This window comes from Mesorhizobium sp. B2-7-3, from assembly GCF_006440715.1.
In the GTDB taxonomy this organism is placed as follows: domain Bacteria; phylum Pseudomonadota; class Alphaproteobacteria; order Rhizobiales; family Rhizobiaceae; genus Mesorhizobium; species Mesorhizobium australicum.
Map to the genome: position 1 here is coordinate 447,953 of NZ_VFTY01000003.1, position 14,976 is coordinate 462,928.

13 protein-coding genes are annotated in these 14,976 nt (G+C 60.4%); 10 read left to right on the plus strand and 3 right to left on the minus strand.

Going from position 1 to position 14,976, the window contains the following annotated elements; all coding sequences use genetic code 11:
- The first annotated feature begins 45 nt into the window (after positions 1-45).
- Both FJW04_RS09655 and FJW04_RS09660 read left to right on the plus strand, forming a co-directional pair.
- Positions 46-918 (plus strand): sugar ABC transporter permease, encoded by an 873-nt coding sequence (locus tag FJW04_RS09655; RefSeq protein ID WP_224529548.1) that lies wholly within the window; start codon positions 46-48, stop codon positions 916-918.
- A gap of 1 nt (position 919) precedes the next feature.
- Complete coding sequence (locus tag FJW04_RS09660) at positions 920-1,744, plus strand: carbohydrate ABC transporter permease (RefSeq protein ID WP_140713733.1); 825 nt, start codon at positions 920-922, stop codon at positions 1,742-1,744.
- An 87-nt stretch (positions 1,745-1,831) separates the two neighbouring features.
- Here the strand turns inward: FJW04_RS09660 and FJW04_RS09665 are convergent, their stop codons facing one another.
- Positions 1,832-2,170: a hypothetical protein gene (locus tag FJW04_RS09665; RefSeq protein WP_015316182.1), complete on the minus strand. Its 339-nt coding sequence runs from the start codon at positions 2,168-2,170 to the stop codon at positions 1,832-1,834.
- A 152-nt stretch (positions 2,171-2,322) separates the two neighbouring features.
- Between FJW04_RS09665 and FJW04_RS09670 the strand changes: the two genes are divergently transcribed.
- From FJW04_RS09670 to FJW04_RS09715, 8 genes are all read left to right on the plus strand, one after another.
- Positions 2,323-3,066: a DUF899 family protein gene (locus tag FJW04_RS09670; RefSeq protein WP_140713735.1), complete on the plus strand. Its 744-nt coding sequence runs from the start codon at positions 2,323-2,325 to the stop codon at positions 3,064-3,066.
- 226 nt (positions 3,067-3,292) lie between these two features.
- Positions 3,293-4,291, plus strand: a complete 999-nt coding sequence (locus FJW04_RS09680; RefSeq protein ID WP_140713737.1) for a YihY/virulence factor BrkB family protein — start codon at positions 3,293-3,295, stop codon at positions 4,289-4,291.
- Between the two features lie 124 nt (positions 4,292-4,415).
- Positions 4,416-4,973 carry a DUF4142 domain-containing protein gene (locus FJW04_RS09685; RefSeq protein WP_140713739.1) on the plus strand — a complete coding sequence of 186 codons (558 nt, stop codon included), beginning with the start codon at positions 4,416-4,418 and terminating at the stop codon, positions 4,971-4,973.
- Between the two features lie 310 nt (positions 4,974-5,283).
- Positions 5,284-5,748 (plus strand): cupin domain-containing protein, encoded by a 465-nt coding sequence (locus FJW04_RS09695; protein WP_140713741.1) that lies wholly within the window; start codon positions 5,284-5,286, stop codon positions 5,746-5,748.
- 83 nt (positions 5,749-5,831) lie between these two features.
- Complete coding sequence (locus FJW04_RS09700; protein WP_140713743.1) at positions 5,832-6,224, plus strand: RidA family protein; 393 nt, start codon at positions 5,832-5,834, stop codon at positions 6,222-6,224.
- Between the two features lie 105 nt (positions 6,225-6,329).
- Positions 6,330-7,859, plus strand: coding sequence for an ATP-binding protein (locus tag FJW04_RS09705; RefSeq protein WP_181172912.1), 1,530 nt, complete (start codon positions 6,330-6,332; stop codon positions 7,857-7,859).
- 41 nt (positions 7,860-7,900) lie between these two features.
- The gene (locus FJW04_RS09710) at positions 7,901-9,439 is read left to right on the plus strand and encodes a hypothetical protein (protein ID WP_140713748.1); all 1,539 of its coding nucleotides are present in this window, start codon (positions 7,901-7,903) and stop codon (positions 9,437-9,439) included.
- A 14-nt stretch (positions 9,440-9,453) separates the two neighbouring features.
- Positions 9,454-9,897: a hypothetical protein gene (locus FJW04_RS09715; RefSeq protein ID WP_140713750.1), complete on the plus strand. Its 444-nt coding sequence runs from the start codon at positions 9,454-9,456 to the stop codon at positions 9,895-9,897.
- Between the two features lie 17 nt (positions 9,898-9,914).
- Here FJW04_RS09715 and carB read toward each other — a convergent pair whose 3' ends face one another.
- Together carB and FJW04_RS09730 are read right to left on the minus strand one after the other, a co-directional pair.
- Complete coding sequence (gene carB / locus FJW04_RS09720; protein ID WP_140713752.1) at positions 9,915-13,406, minus strand: carbamoyl-phosphate synthase large subunit; 3,492 nt, start codon at positions 13,404-13,406, stop codon at positions 9,915-9,917.
- Positions 13,407-13,833: 427 nt separating this feature from the next.
- A complete protein-coding gene (locus FJW04_RS09730) occupies positions 13,834-14,667 on the minus strand; it encodes an SH3 domain-containing protein (RefSeq protein WP_140713923.1) in 834 nt (277 codons plus the stop codon).
- Positions 14,668-14,976: the final 309 nt, after the last annotated feature.

Sequence of the window (14,976 nt, forward strand, 5' to 3'; positions counted from 1 at the left end):
CTGACGCGCCAGCGTGCGCGCTCGGCATGGCTGTTCCTGGCGCCGATGCTTGTGGTGCTCGCCGCCGCTGCCGGCTGGCCGCTGGCGCGCACGGTCTATTTCAGCTTCACCGACGCCTCGCTGTCAGACCTCGACGCCCGGCAATGGGTCGGCTTGGCCAATTACGTCTCGGTGCTGCGCATGCCGAGCGGGCGGGTCATCTACGACGGGCTGCTTCTCGACCCGGTCTGGTGGGGCGCCGTTTGGAACACCGTGCGGTTCGCGGTGGTTTCGGTGACCTGCGAGACGATCCTCGGCATGGTCGTCGCCCTGGTGCTCAACGCCGAATTCCCCGGCCGCGGCATCGTCAGGGCGGCGATCCTCATCCCCTGGGCGATCCCGACCATCGTCTCGGCGAAGATGTGGCAGTGGATGCTGAACGACCAGTTCGGCATCATCAATGTCGTGCTCGTCAACCTCGGGCTGATCGACCACAAGATTGCCTGGACCGCCAGCGCCGACACGGCGATGGCGGCGGTGCTGATCGTCGACATCTGGAAGACGACGCCCTTCATGGCGCTGCTGATCCTTGCCGCGCTGCAGATGCTGCCGCGCGAGATCATCGAGGTCGCCAGGCTGGACGGCGCCAATCCCTGGCAGATCTTCTGGCGCGTGACCTTGCCGCTGATCCGCCCGGCGGTGATGGTGGCGGTGATCTTCCGGGCGCTCGATGCGCTGCGCATCTTCGACCTGATCTATGTGCTGACGCCCAACAATGCGCACACCAAGTCGATGTCGGTGTTCGCCCGCGAGAACCTGTTCGAGTTCGACAAGTTCGCCTATGGCTCGGCCGCCTCGACCTTGCTCTTCCTCATTCTCGCTCTGCTTACCATGCTCACCATCCGCATCGGCCGGCTAAGCCTGGACGGAGGCCGCTGAGATGTGGCTGCTGAAGCGCATAGGTTTTTATCTGCTGGTCGGAGCAATCGTGCTGATCGCGGTGTTCCCGTTCTATTACGCCATCGTCACCAGCCTGAAATCGGGGACCGAGCTGTTCCAGGCCGACCTGTGGCCGAGGGCGCCCAGCCTCGGCAATTATCGCAACGTGCTGTCCGAAGGCGCCTTCCTGCGCAACCTGCTGAACTCGCTGGTGGTTTCGGGCGCGGTGGTGGCGCTATCGCTGTTCCTCGGCGTCACCGCGGCCTACGCGCTGGCGCGTATCCGTTTTCGCGGCCGCTCGGCATTGCTGTTCGCCATCCTGTCGGTCTCGATGTTTCCGCAGGTGGCGGTGCTGGCCGGGCTGTTCGAGTTGGTGCGGCTGTTCGGCCTCTACAATTCGCTCCTCGCGCTGATCTTCTCCTACATGATCTTCACGCTGCCGTTCACCGTCTGGGTGCTCACCGCTTTCGTGCGCGACCTGCCGGTGGAGGTCGAGGAGGCGGCGATCCTCGATGGCGCGACGCCGTGGATCATCATCACGCGCATCTTCCTGCCGCTGATGTGGCCGGCGCTGGCGACCACCGGGCTGCTGGCCTTCATCGGTGCCTGGAACGAGTTCCTGTTTGCGCTGACCTTCACCTCCAACGACGCGCGGCGGACCGTGCCGGTGGCGATCGCGCTGCTTTCGGGCAATTCGCAGTTCGAGATACCCTGGGGCAATATCATGGCCGCCTCGGTGATCGTCACGGTGCCGCTGGTGGTGCTGGTGCTGATCTTCCAGCGCAAGATCGTCTCCGGCCTCACAGCCGGCGGGGTCAAGGGGTGAGGAGTGGTCGGCGAAGCCGATCAATCGACAACGATTTGTCGATTGAAGCGACGAACGCCCGAAGCCATAGCGGAGGGCAGGGCATCCTCAGATATCGGGCGCGTTGCCGATTTTCTGCTTGATCTCCAGCGCCCAGGCGCGGCCCTCGTCGCCACCCCATAAGAGCCAGGCGATGGTGCCGGCCGAAGGGTTTTCCTCATTGCCGTAATTCTTGCCGCGCTTGTCGACCTCGTGGCGGGCAAAGTAGCTGACCATGCGGCGGATGGTGGAAGGCGCCAGCTTCTCGCGGTTCTTCAGCTCAGTCGCCCGCGCGACACCGATCTCGGTGCCGCCACGGCCGAACTGCTTGCGCAGCCGCAGGCCCTTGGCGGCATTGTCGGCCACCACTTGCGGGCAGCGCAGGTCGATCTCGTCGGCTTCGTGCATTCTTCTCTCCACTCGCAGCTGTAGCCGATAACGGGGATGTGGCAAGGCCGGGCCTGCCCGATGCGAAATGTCGGGACCGGTTCCGGCCAAACGTCCTTGGATCGCAGAGCAACCGCGCCGGGACGCCGGCGCGCGGAACCAAGGAGCCGATCATGATCACCTTTCCCAACGAATCCGCCAGATACCGCACCGCGCGCGAAAAGCTGCTGAAGAAGGAAATCGAGCTGCGCCGGGCCATGGAAGCCGTGGCCGAGGCGCGCCGCGCGCTGCCGCCGGGCGGGCTGGTGCCGCAGGATTATGTATTCGACGGCCTCGATGAAGCCGGCAAGCCCGCCAGGATAAAACTGTCGGAGCTGTTCGCGGCCGGCAAGAACACGCTGATCCTCTACAACATGATGTTCCCGCGCCATCCGCGGGAGACGCGCGACGTCGCGGCCGGCGGCGGTACCGCGAAGCTCGCCCGGCCCGACCAGCCATGCCCGTCCTGCACCGCCCTGCTCGACCAGTTCGACGGCGCGGTCGGCCATCTCGAAGCGGCCGGCTTCAACTTCGCCGTGGTGGCCAGGACGGCGCTGGAAAACCTCGTCACGCTCGGCCGCGATCGCGGCTGGCGCAACATGCGGCTGGTGTCGTCGGCCAACAACAGCTTCAAGCGCGACTACAATGCCGAGGATGCGGACGGCGCGCAGATCCCGCTGCTGTCGGTGTTCCACCGCGACGCTGACGGCATCAGGCATTTCTGGTCGTCGGAACTCGGCTTCGCGCCGACCGAGCCCGGCCAGGACCCGCGCGCCATCGGCACCTGTGAGATCCTGTGGAACCTGATGGATTTCACGCCGGAGGGCCGGCCGAATTTCGGCGAGCAGCTGCAATATAGCGAGGCGTGCTGCCACTGAAGTCGCTCGGTCCGCACGCTTCAGTTCCGAGTGGCTCTTCAGCACATGGTCGCCGTCGGCCTGTTCGATGAGGCAGGCGGGCTCGTCGGGGGATGCCTTGTGTTTGACCCGTGTTCTTGATCCGCGCTTCACGTGGCTGCTGGAACTCTCGCTCAAGTCGGCCGGAACATCGGAAGATCCGCTGCATTGATAGGAGACGGTTTGCGACCCGCTTCACGGATTAGACGTGCGCCCTGCAGTTAAAGACGTATGGGACTTGGTGCGAGAAAGCGTGGTTGGCTTTGTCAACGACAATGCCCTTAGCCATGGCGCGGCAATGGCGTTTTATGCCGCCACGTCGCTAGCCCCGGTCCTGATAATCGTCGTCGCGATAGCCGGCATCGCTTTTGGTCATGACGCGGCACAGTTGGCCTTGTCTGCTCAGATATCGGGGCTGATGGGCCGGGAAAGCGCGGCGCTGCTTCAGACGGCGCTCGAAGGGGCATCCAGCAAATCATCGGGGACCCTGGCAGCCCTGATCGGCGTGGCCACTCTGCTCGTCACCGCCTCCGCGGTGTTTGGCGAGATGCAGCAGGCCCTGAATGCAATATGGAAGGTTGAAGCGAAAGGAGATTCGCTGTCGCGTCTCTTGCGCGCGCGTGCGGCAAGTCTGGGCCTGGTCGCCGCCCTCGGCTTCATGTTGCTGGTATCCCTGGCGGCGAGCGCGGCGATCTCGGCTCTGGGCAGCGTGATCAGCGCTTATCTGCCGTTCGGCCAATTTGTTCTGAGCGCCATCAACACCCTGATTTCCTTTTCCCTGATCTCCGTGATGTTTGCCGCGATCTACAAAGTGCTGCCGGACCGTGCCTTGCAATGGCGGGATGTCGGGATCGGTGCCGTGGTGACCGCCGCTCTGTTCACGTTGGGAAAGTCGCTTATCGGCTGGTATATCGGCACGAGTGCGATCGCGTCGTCCTATGGTGCGGCCGGAGGGCTGCTCGTCATACTGCTCTGGGTCTATTATTCATCGGAAATCTTTCTGCTCGGTGCGGAGTTGACGCGCGCCTATTCCGTTCGACGGGGGAGCAGGTCCGACCTGGACGGGTTGGTTCAAAATGCTCCGGCTCCGGAAAGCCTTGGTCCAATGCACCGAAGCCCCGGCTCTTCGGGCTTCGTCCCCTTGTTGGCGGTGGCGTGCGTGAGCGCGACGATGACAGCCTTTCTGCTGGGGCCTCGTCGTCCGTAGATCCTGCCGCGGTCGCAAGGCTGCTTTCCCTTCTACGGCGCGACGGGAAGGGACACGGCTGGCAACCTCGCCGCATCTGCGGCGTTGGACTCCTCGAGGGAACCATTCCGATCGGAGACGCCAGATGAAAATGCTCCTGACCATGGCCGCCGTCGCGCTGACCGCCGTCGCGCCCGCCGCCCTTGCCCAGACGAACGGCACCAACTCGAACGCGGTCGCGCCCATGTTGCCCGACAGCAAGGTCGACACCCCGACCTTTGTCGGCACCGTGCCCAGCGCCAATGAATTCGAGATCCAGTCGAGCCAGCTCGCCGAACAGAAATCCGCCTCGGCGGACGTCAAGGCCTTCGCCGGCCAGATGATCAAGGACCACACCAAGGCCGGCGAGGACTTCAAGCAGGCGCTGAGCAAGGGGCAGACCACCGCCTCGATCAAGCCCGCCGGACCCGCGCTGCAGCCCAAGGACCAGCAGATGCTGGACCAGCTGAAAGCCGCCAGCGGCAAGGCGTTCGATGAGAAATACGTCATGATGCAGACTGAGGCCCACAAGCAGGCGGTCGCGCTGTTCAGCACCTATGCGAAATCGGGCGACGACCCCGCGCTGAAGGAATTCGCCAAGAAGACGCTGCCGACGCTGAAGATGCACGAGAAGCACGTGAAGGAGCTCGGCGCGGCGCATTAGGGCTGGGCGGTGGCTAGGGCGAGAACGGTTCGAGATCCGCGCTCTACGGCGCCCCCCTCTGTCCTGCCGGACATCTCCCCCTCAAGTGGGGAGATTGGCGGCTTCGGCGCCGGCTCTCTTCCTGGCGCTGTTGAAAATTGGCGAAAGCAGCGACAACAGCCAATCTCCCCCCTTGGGGGGAGATTGTCCGGCAGGACAGAGGGGGGCGCCGTAGGGCGCTACGTCGCATACGCCCAGGCAAAACGCGCAACTTGGCCCTGTGCCTCCACCCGCCATGCGCTACACTGCCGCCTCACCTCGGGAGCATCCCATGCCCAAGATCGATCTCGCATCCGTGCCCGAGCGCAAGGGCTCGGGCTACCCCGCACCCTTCGACGCCCCTTGCGCCGACCGTACGCGCCGGCGCCTCGGCGATGCCGGCGGGCTTACCGATTTCGGCGTCAACCTGATGACATTGCCACCCGGCGGCTGGTCGAGCCAGCGTCACTGGCACAGCCACGAGGACGAGTTCGTCCATGTGCTGGAAGGCGAACTGGTGCTGGTCGAGGATGGCGGCGAGACGCTGCTCAAGGCCGGTGACAGTGCTGCCTTCGCCAAGAACAGCGGCAACGGCCATCACATGATCAACCGCGCGTCGGTCACGGCGCGCTACCTGGAAGTCGGCTCGCGCTCTCCGGACGATGTCATCACCTGCTCCGACATCGACATGATGAGCCCGAGTTCGGACGGGCGCTTCCTGCACAAGGACGGCATGCCGTATCCGGGGCAGGGATAGGGCTCCGGCTCTGAACCGAGGGTTTGCCACTGGCGTTCCGCCAGTGCCGGGATAAGCTCCTTGCCAACCCAGGGAGCATCACCATGAAGAAACAAGTCATCGAAGTGCCTGTGATGTCGGACAAGGTGCGCGCACTCGGCCTGCCCTGCTCGACGGCGGTGAAGGCCAATGGCTTCGTGTTCATCTCGGCGACGCCGCCGGTGGACATGGTGACCGGCGAGATGGTGCGCGGCGACATCGAAACGCAGACCGAGGCGTCGCTCAAGGCGCTGAAACACTGCCTGGAAGCGGCCGGCACCTCGCTGGATGACGTCGTGATGGTGCGCATCTATGCCGTCAATTCCGGCTTCTACAACGCCATCAACCGGGTTTATGCGCGGTATTTCAGCATGAACCCGCCGGCGCGGAGTTTTGTGCCGGTGGCGTCCTGGCCGATGGAGTTTGATATCGAGATCGAGTGTGTGGCTGTGGCTTGAGGGAACCGGACCTATGGTCATGGATTGATCTGCATGAAGCTCCCTCACGTCTTCCTTAGAAGCCAAAATCATTGTACATGTCATCAAGTTCTTAGGGGGAAGACAATGACCGAAATCTCGTTCACGGAAGCGGAATTGCACGCGCTAGAAGCAACTAAACTTCCAGCGTTTCCAGTAAATATACATCAAATTAGGTCTACCATTCAGAAGATACTTTCAGAATGGAAATCCCTTGGTTTCTTTCATCAATATACAGACCACAGTTTTTCTCATGTTGTCGATATGCTGAAAACTGTCGAGTGGGTGATCCCGGACGAAACAAAGTCTCACATGACGCCGGCCGATTGGTTTATGATCGTGCTGTCGGTTTATTTTCACGATCTCGGCCTTTTGATTAGTCAAGATGAATATAAAAATCGGGCGAAAAATCCCGACTATAAGACCTTTCTGGCCAACCCGGTTTTGCCCTCAGAGAAGCATAAGGAATTTGTTGCTCGACTTGAGCAGATGAAACAAGAAGATGCTGATCGCCTACGCTATCAAGAGTTTGTTCGATACAGCCATGGAAAAAGGGTTCGCGCCTGGCTTGATGGCACAATTATGGACGATGACAATTCGTCTTCGACTATTCGTAAGATCATTGAGGATTTGATTAAACCTCTGGATTACACGGTAAGGCGTGACCTGGCTCTTATCTGCGAAAGTCATACTCTCGCAAATATAGATGACACATCTGTTTTTAAAATATCTCAGCCGTATGGTAGTGCCGATGAGACGGTTAATCTCCAATATTGTGCTGTCATCCTGCGTACAGTCGATTTACTCCAAATTACCAGGCAACGAGCCCCGGGGGTACTATATCAACTAATAAACCCTAATGACCCGATTAGTCAGGTCGAATGGCAAAAACAGGGGGCTGTGCGCACTGTACGTGCCGCGCTCGGTAGGGACCGGGAAGGGCATGTGAGTAAGTCAGTGCAATCCGATACCATAGAAGTGCATGCAACTTTTAAAGAGCCCGATGGCTTCTTTGGACTCACAAGCTATTTATTCTACGCCGAAAAGGAGCTTAATCAATCCTATGCAGCGATTCAAAAATCGAGCCGAGATGTTGTTAGTCCATACATTTTTCCGTGGCGTCACATAAATACGGACAGCATTGATACAGAAGGATTCCTGACTGATTCGTTCGAGTTTGAGCTTGATCAACATAAAATACTCGATCTCCTAACTGGACACACGCTATACAACGATACCACAGTTGTTCTAAGGGAACTTACCCAAAATGCATTAGATGCAGTTCGGCTTCAGGCGAACATTGACGAAGTCGAATCCGAAAAGCGCGGAGTTGTGGAAATTGTTTGGAGCGACGCAGAGCGCTCTTTGACGGTATTGGATAACGGGACTGGCATGTCGCAGGAGGTAATAGAGAGCCATCTGCTGAAGGTTGGGTCTTCTCGTTATCAAGATGCAAAATTCAAAGAGAAGTTCCCAGATTTTCACTCCATAAGTCGCTTTGGTATTGGAGTACTTTCGGCTTTTATGGTTCCGACGATGTCGAGATTACGACATGTAGCGATGACGAGGAGAAGGCAAGAAGAATTGCACTCAGGTCTGTCCATGGAAAGTATCTAATAAAATTACTTGATAAGGTTTCCAATCGGGATCAGTTACCTATGTATCCTCATGGCACTGCTGTGAAGATAATTCTGCGACCTACAGCACGTATTGGGGAAGTGTTGCGAGTGGCAAAATCGTGGTTGATGTTTCCGCGGTGTATAGTGAGGGTAAAAATCAATGATGACGACCCTGTTGTTATCGGCTATCAATCCCCAAAGGAGGCGATCCAGTCGTACTTGGATTCTTCGTCTCGTCAACGCCCTCGATACAAACGAGAAGTGGAAGTAAAGGAATTTACTGAGGCGGGTGTTACGCTGGCATTTGCGGTCGCTAAGGACGAATTATTTCAGGATTGGAGTTTCGTCGATGTGCCACGCGAGAGGGGGCCTGTTGATGACGATGAAGTTCCTGCTCCAATCGCTACTTGCATCGAAGGTGTGGCGGTCGAGCACAGCACGCCAGGATTTAGGGCTCCGATTATCCTTGCGGTAGCAAACTCCGTCGGGAAAGGGGCGCCCCGCACGAACGTTGCACGCTCGGCATTTGAAGAAACGGCCGAGCAAAGGCAGATGTTGCAGACCATTTACGAGATGTATGCCCGCCATATCTCTGATGAGATTAAGCGACTTTCTGCGAGTGACAGTCACTCCCTTTCGCGAGCCGTTGGAGTCGCACCTTACATCGCGACTCCTTTGATTGGGCAAATAGTTCCTGCTTCTAAGCCGGCGCTCCTTTCTGAATCAATGTCGAAGGTCCCGCTTGTGCTTGTTGAGGATTCTAGCGGTAGATCAAATATTACGATGACTGATCTCTCTGGATCGAGAGAGTTTTGGACGGTCGAATCCCCTCTATACAAATCTATAGAGTATTTTGTTAAGGAAGCTCCGTTGAACGTGACTACATCGAAGATCTTGGCTACGCTTGGCAATAAAAGTGGCGTCCATCACTCTGGAATAACTGTGTGTAATCTTAATTCATCTGCTTATGTTGAGGAAAATATTAAAGCCTCTTTTGAAATTTCTGAAATTGTGGCTTCTCAGGAAGCTAGACAACTGGAGCTTCGGTGGGTGAAGCGGGAAGGCAATCCAAATTGGCTTTCAACTGTTACGGTTTTTAATCAGATCGCTCAGCGGGAAATAAAGTTCTGGCATATGCTGCGGGAGGCTCGTGAACGGCTACGCACGACTAGGGCTGCGAGTGGTGATAGACTCAATGTACCCGGCCCGTCAGTTCAGGCGCGGGGACTGGGTGTAGCGGGCAGCTTTGTATCAAATCGGGAGAGGTATTTGGTACCAGGGGTTCCTCTAGCCAATTTGCTGTTTTCAATGGGTACATCAGGTGACTTAGCGGATCTTCGTTCATTGGCCGCGAATCTTTTGGTTATAGAATTGCTGCGGAGCTTCCGCTGGACCTGGGATGTCTTTAGCGAGGATCTGCTTGATAGGGCTATTAGTCAGGCCGGGTTCGAGTGGCTGAAGAATTATATGAAGGATTCGCAGTCGTTCGTTCTCGCATTGCGGGACACTAACTCGACTATATTTGATCCATTCGCGTGGGACCGCAGAGACTCATCGATCGAAGCATTTGGCTACTGAGGATAGGTTACACCATGAGGGAAAATCCGTATCTCTTAGAGCGGTATAAATATGTCCTGGATCAAAAGAAAGAGCTCAACAAGACCACATTTCTAATCGGAGCCTTTTATCAAGCGGTTTTGGCGGTCATATTTGCCGCACAATTTCAGGTGGTGCGAAGTGTCTCTGACCATAGTCTGAGTAGCGATATTGCTAAGCTTGGCACTTGGGGCCTTTTCTGGTGCGCCGCAGCGGTATCGGCGATTTGTGTCATGACGCTGGTTGCTGGACTATTTGCTTGGCTGAATTATCGATCTGATGAGGCAGAGATAGAGGCAGTTGTATTTGGTAAGGCACGAAAGCCAATTGGAGTCATGGATGCGTTTCGATGGTATGAGTCTTACATAATAATTGGTATATTGTTGGTCGTGCTATCCTACGCCATAGTTATATACAAGATAATTATTCCGTTATTCTAATGAACGTGGATGTGCCCCTAAGCAAAATACTCCTGCAGCGGCCTGACCTCCAGGCTCCCGGCCTTCAGCGCCGCGATCGCCTCTGCCACAGCCGCGGCGCCTGACAGCGTCGTGTAATACGGCACCTTCTGCATCAGCGTCGCCCGCCGCAGCGACTTCGAGTCCGACACCGCCTTCTGGCCATCGGTCGTGTTGAAGACGATCTGGACCTGGCGGTTGCGGATGGCGTCCTCGATGTGAGGGCGGCCTTCCAGGACCTTGTTGATTTTCTGGGCGTCGACGCCGTTTTCGGCGAGGAAGCGTTGCGTGCCCGAGGTGGCCAGCACCTTGAAGCCGAGGCCGGCGAGGCGCTTGACCGCCGGCAGGATGCCTTTCTTGTCCTCGTCGCGCACCGAGACGAACAGCGTGCCGGAGCGCGGCAGGTCGACGCCGGCGCCGAGCTGGCTCTTGGCGAAGGCGAGCGCGAAATCGCGGTCGAGGCCCATGACCTCGCCGGTGGAACGCATTTCCGGGCCGAGCAATATGTCGACGCCGGGGAAGCGGGCGAAGGGGAAGACGGCTTCCTTGACCGCGATATGGCCGGGGTTCCTGGGGTCGGGCATGGCGCCGTAATGGGCGAAGGCGTCTTCCAGCGTCTCGCCGGCCATGATGCGGGCGGCGATTTTCGCGATCGGGCGGCCGATGGTCTTGGCGACGAAGGGCACGGTGCGCGACGCGCGCGGGTTGACCTCCAGCACATAGACCGTGCCGTCCTTGATCGCGTATTGCACGTTCATCAGTCCGCCGACATTGAGCGCGCGGGCGAGCGCCGCCGTCTGCCGCTCCAGCTCGTCGACGAGGTCCGAGGGCAGCGAGTGAACCGGCAGCGAGCAGGCACTGTCGCCCGAATGGATGCCGGCTTCCTCGATATGTTCGAGAATGCCCGACACGAAGGTCGCCTTGCCGTCGCAGAGGCAGTCGACATCGACCTCGATGGCGCCGGAGAGATAGGTGTCGAACAGCAGCGGGTTCTTGCCCAGCAGCGTGTTGATCTGGCCGGTCTTGTCGTTGGGGTATTTCTGCTTGATGTCCTCAGGCACCAGGCCGGGCACGGTGTCGAGCAAATAGGACTGCAGCATGCCCTCGTCATGGATGATCTGCATGGCGCGGCCGCCGAGCACATAGGAGGGGCGCACCACCAGCGGGAAGCCGAGCTCGCCGGCGACGAGGCGGGCCTGCTCGACCGAATAGGCGATGCCGTTCTTCGGCTGGCTGAGGTTCAGCTTGTGCAGCAGCTTCTGGAAGCGGTCGCGGTCTTCGGCGAGATCGATCATGTCGGGCGAGGTGCCGAGGATCGGAATGCCTGCCTTCTCCAGCGCGTCGGCCAGCTTCAGCGGCGTCTGGCCGCCGAACTGGACGATGACGCCGACCAGCTCGCCCGAGGCCTGCTCGGCGCGCAGGATCTCCAGCACGTCCTCCGCCGTCAGCGGCTCGAAATAGAGCCGGTCCGAGGTGTCGTAGTCGGTCGAGACCGTCTCGGGGTTGCAGTTGATCATGATCGCTTCATAGCCGGCGTCCCGCAGCGCGAAGGCGGCGTGGCAGCAGCAATAGTCGAACTCGATGCCCTGGCCGATACGGTTCGGGCCGCCGCCGAGGATGACGACCTTCTTGCGCGCCGAGACCTGCGCCTCGTTGGCGAGCGCGCCGGCGAAGGGCACTTCGTAGGTCGAGTACATGTAGGCGGTGGGCGAGGCGAACTCGGCGGCGCAGGTGTCGATGCGCTTGTAAACCGGATGAACGTCGAGCTTTTCACGAATCTTCTGAACGACTTCAGCGTCGGTCTTCGTCAGCGACGCGAGGCGGGCGTCGGAGAAGCCCATCGCCTTCAGCATACGCAGATTGACGGCGTCGCCGGGAATGCCGTGCTCGCGGATGCGGGCTTCCATGGCGACGATGCCGGCGATCTGTTCGAGGAACCAGGGGTCGATCTTGCACATGGCGTGCACGTCTTCCAGCGAGGTGCCCATGCGGATCGCCTGCGCCACCATGCGCAGCCGGTCGGGCGTCGGCGTGCCCAAGGCGGCGCGGATGGCGTTGCGGTCATCGGCACTGTTGGTCGCGCCGAGGCCGGGGATCTCGATCTCGTCCAGGCCGGTGAGGCCGGTTTCGAGACCGCGCAGCGCCTTCTGCAAAGACTCCTGGAAGGTGCGGCCGATGGCCATGACTTCGCCGACCGACTTCATGGCCGTGGTCAGCACCGGCTCGGCGCCGGGGAACTTTTCAAACGCAAAGCGCGGGATCTTGGTCACGACATAGTCGATGCTCGGCTCGAACGAGGCGGGCGTGGCGCCGCCGGTGATGTCGTTCTCCAACTCGTCCAGCGTGTAGCCGACGGCAAGCTTGGCGGCGATCTTGGCGATCGGGAAGCCAGTCGCCTTGGAGGCGAGCGCGGACGAGCGCGAGACGCGCGGGTTCATCTCGATGACGACGAGACGGCCATCGGCCGGGTTGACGGCGAACTGCACGTTGGAGCCGCCGGTCTCGACGCCGATCTCGCGCAGCACCGCGATCGAGGCGTTGCGCATCATCTGGTATTCCTTGTCGGTCAAGGTCAGCGCCGGGGCGACGGTGATGCTGTCGCCCGTGTGCACGCCCATCGGGTCGATGTTCTCGATCGAGCAGACGATGATGCAATTGTCCGCTCTGTCGCGGACGACCTCCATCTCATACTCCTTCCAGCCGAGCACGCTCTCCTCGATCAGCACTTCGGTGGTCGGCGAGGCGTCGAGGCCGGACTGGACGATGTCGTAGAATTCGGCCCTGTTGTAGGCGATGCCACCGCCGGTGCCGCCCATGGTGAAGGACGGGCGGATGATGGCCGGCAGACCGACATGGTCGAGGGCCTGGGCGGCGATCGCCATGCCGTGGCTGATGTAGCGCTGCTTGCGGTCGCCTTCGCCGAGGTTCCAGCGGGTTTCCAGCGCATCGAGTTCGGCGTCGAGATTGTCGGGCTTCTCGGCCTTCAGCGCGGCGCGCTCGGCCTCATGCGTCTTGCGGTCGGCGTTCTTGACGTCGGTGGCGTTGGCCAGCATCGACTTCGGTGTTTCCAACCCGATCGTCTTCATCGCCTCGCGAAACAGCGCGCGGTCCTCGGCCTTGTCGATGGCATGGGCGTCGGCGCCGATCATCTCGACATTGTAGCGCTCGAGCACGCCCATGCGGCGCAGCGACAAAGCGGTGTTGAGCGCGGTCTGGCCGCCCATGGTCGGCAGCAGCGCGTCGGGCCGCTCCTTGGCGATGATCTTGGCGACCACTTCGGGGGTGATCGGCTCGATATAGGTGGCGTCGGCCAGTTCCGGGTCGGTCATGATGGTGGCCGGGTTGGAATTGACCAGGATGACGCGAAAGCCCTCTTCCTTCAGCGCCTTGCAGGCCTGGGTGCCGGAATAGTCGAATTCGCAGGCCTGGCCGATGACGATGGGGCCGGCCCCGATGATCAGGATCGACTTGATGTCGGTGCGTCTGGGCATGTCTATGAATTCCGTTCGGCAGCGGGCTTGCACAAAAAACCGGGACGGGAAGACCCGGCCGGTTGTGCTCGCGATTCTGGTATCAGGCTAGGAGGGCCTTATAGGGAAGAGTTTTGCCCGATGTAACCCCGAAAATGCGGGATTGGGCGGGGCTGCACAGGCTGGGCGCGCGCGTTGGGTTTGAATGGGTATCTTGCAGTGCGTTGGCGCTGCCCCTCACCTGCCTGCCGGCATCCTCTCCCCGTATAGCGACGGGGAGAGGGGTGCTGCCGTCGCCGGTGTCGCCAATCACCGCTGTTGCAAGAAGAGCGCAAGGTTGCGGCCAGCATCTTTCTCCCCGTCATTATACGGAGAGAAATGCCCGGCAGGGCAATGAGGGCGGCGCAAACCCCAGCAATCAGGCAGCCACGGCAAAAGTCGCCGAACTCTAATCCCCCAGCACCACCGTGTCCGTGATCTCGAACCGCTCCGACACGCCGATGCGGATCATGTTGAGTTTGCCTTCCCGGGTGAAGCGGAACTCGCTGCCGGCGTCCGAGCTTGCCGGCAGGCCGGCAGCGAAGGAGATGACGCGGCTGCCGCCATCGGGCCAGGTCACGGTCACGTCGGCCTTGTCCGTGCCCTTGCGCGTCACGCTCGCCGCGCAAGGCGCCATGGGCTGTCCAACGTAGCGGGCGCAGGGAATTTGCAGGCCGGCATCGCCGGCCGTGGCCCCGGTTGGCTCTTCGGCCGCGGGTCCGTTTTCAGCCGCAGCCAGCGCCAGGCCATAGGCATCCTGCATGGCGATCTCCGCCGCGGATTTCGGCGGGGCTTCGGGGCTGGCTGGTTGGTTCGCATCACCCAGCCGAGCGGTCAGGTCGGGTGCATCGGGCGTCGCGGCGGCGTCGGTGGCCATGGCGGGCGTATCCGCGGCCTCGTCGGGCACGGTCGCCGGATTGACGGGAACGAGGTAGCGCGCGGGAGCCCAGCCGGTGGCTTTGGGATTGTCAGACTCGATCTTGCACCAGGGATGACCGTCAATGTCGTTGCAGCCGAGGTTCCGTACGCTCGCACCGGCCGCCAGGCGGGCCTCGGTCTTGCCGATCGCCGACGGCTTGGCGCGCACATTGAGCAGGTCGTCGGGGGCGAGCCCGGTGACAACGGAGATAAAGGGACCTTCTTCCGCATGGGCCGGGACAACAGCCGGCCACGCCGCCATCAGCAGCGGAACCGCAACCAGCGCATGCAAACCTGTTCGGAGCGTAACTGTGCGCCTCATCATCTGGCCGTGCGCCGATACTCGAAATTCCATGCCGCGGCCATCTTGCCGCACGTTAGGCCGATTCTATAAGGGACGACGCGCCGCCATGTAAGCCGGAAATTGAGGCTAATCATGACGGCGGACTGGCCCGCCGCCTCGTGGTGTACTCGACGGCGATCGTCTCGAAGCGATCCGGCTGGCCGGCGCCGCCCAAGGTAACGATGTCGTAGCGGGCTAAGCGCATTTTCGAGGGGGCTCCACAGGCTGGCGAAGGACTGGTCGAAAGGGCGACCCTGACAGGGACATGAGTTCCCGCTTCGCGAGGGAAAG

Bases quoted from the DNA above. Each gene is read 5' to 3' on its own strand.
- FJW04_RS09655 (WP_224529548.1), top strand. From the start codon at position 46: ATGCTTGTGGTGCTCGCCGCCGCTGCCGGCTGGCCGCTGGCGCGCACG.
- FJW04_RS09660 (WP_140713733.1), top strand. From the start codon at position 920: ATGTGGCTGCTGAAGCGCATAGGTTTTTATCTGCTGGTCGGAGCAATC.
- FJW04_RS09665 (WP_015316182.1), bottom strand. From the start codon at position 2,170: ATGCACGAAGCCGACGAGATCGACCTGCGCTGCCCGCAAGTGGTGGCC.
- FJW04_RS09670 (WP_140713735.1), top strand. From the start codon at position 2,323: ATGATCACCTTTCCCAACGAATCCGCCAGATACCGCACCGCGCGCGAA.
- FJW04_RS09685 (WP_140713739.1), top strand. From the start codon at position 4,416: ATGAAAATGCTCCTGACCATGGCCGCCGTCGCGCTGACCGCCGTCGCG.
- FJW04_RS09695 (WP_140713741.1), top strand. From the start codon at position 5,284: ATGCCCAAGATCGATCTCGCATCCGTGCCCGAGCGCAAGGGCTCGGGC.
- FJW04_RS09700 (WP_140713743.1), top strand. From the start codon at position 5,832: ATGAAGAAACAAGTCATCGAAGTGCCTGTGATGTCGGACAAGGTGCGC.
- FJW04_RS09705 (WP_181172912.1), top strand. From the start codon at position 6,330: ATGACCGAAATCTCGTTCACGGAAGCGGAATTGCACGCGCTAGAAGCA.
- FJW04_RS09710 (WP_140713748.1), top strand. From the start codon at position 7,901: ATGTATCCTCATGGCACTGCTGTGAAGATAATTCTGCGACCTACAGCA.
- FJW04_RS09715 (WP_140713750.1), top strand. From the start codon at position 9,454: ATGAGGGAAAATCCGTATCTCTTAGAGCGGTATAAATATGTCCTGGAT.
- carB (WP_140713752.1), bottom strand. From the start codon at position 13,406: ATGCCCAGACGCACCGACATCAAGTCGATCCTGATCATCGGGGCCGGC.
- FJW04_RS09730 (WP_140713923.1), bottom strand. From the start codon at position 14,667: ATGATGAGGCGCACAGTTACGCTCCGAACAGGTTTGCATGCGCTGGTT.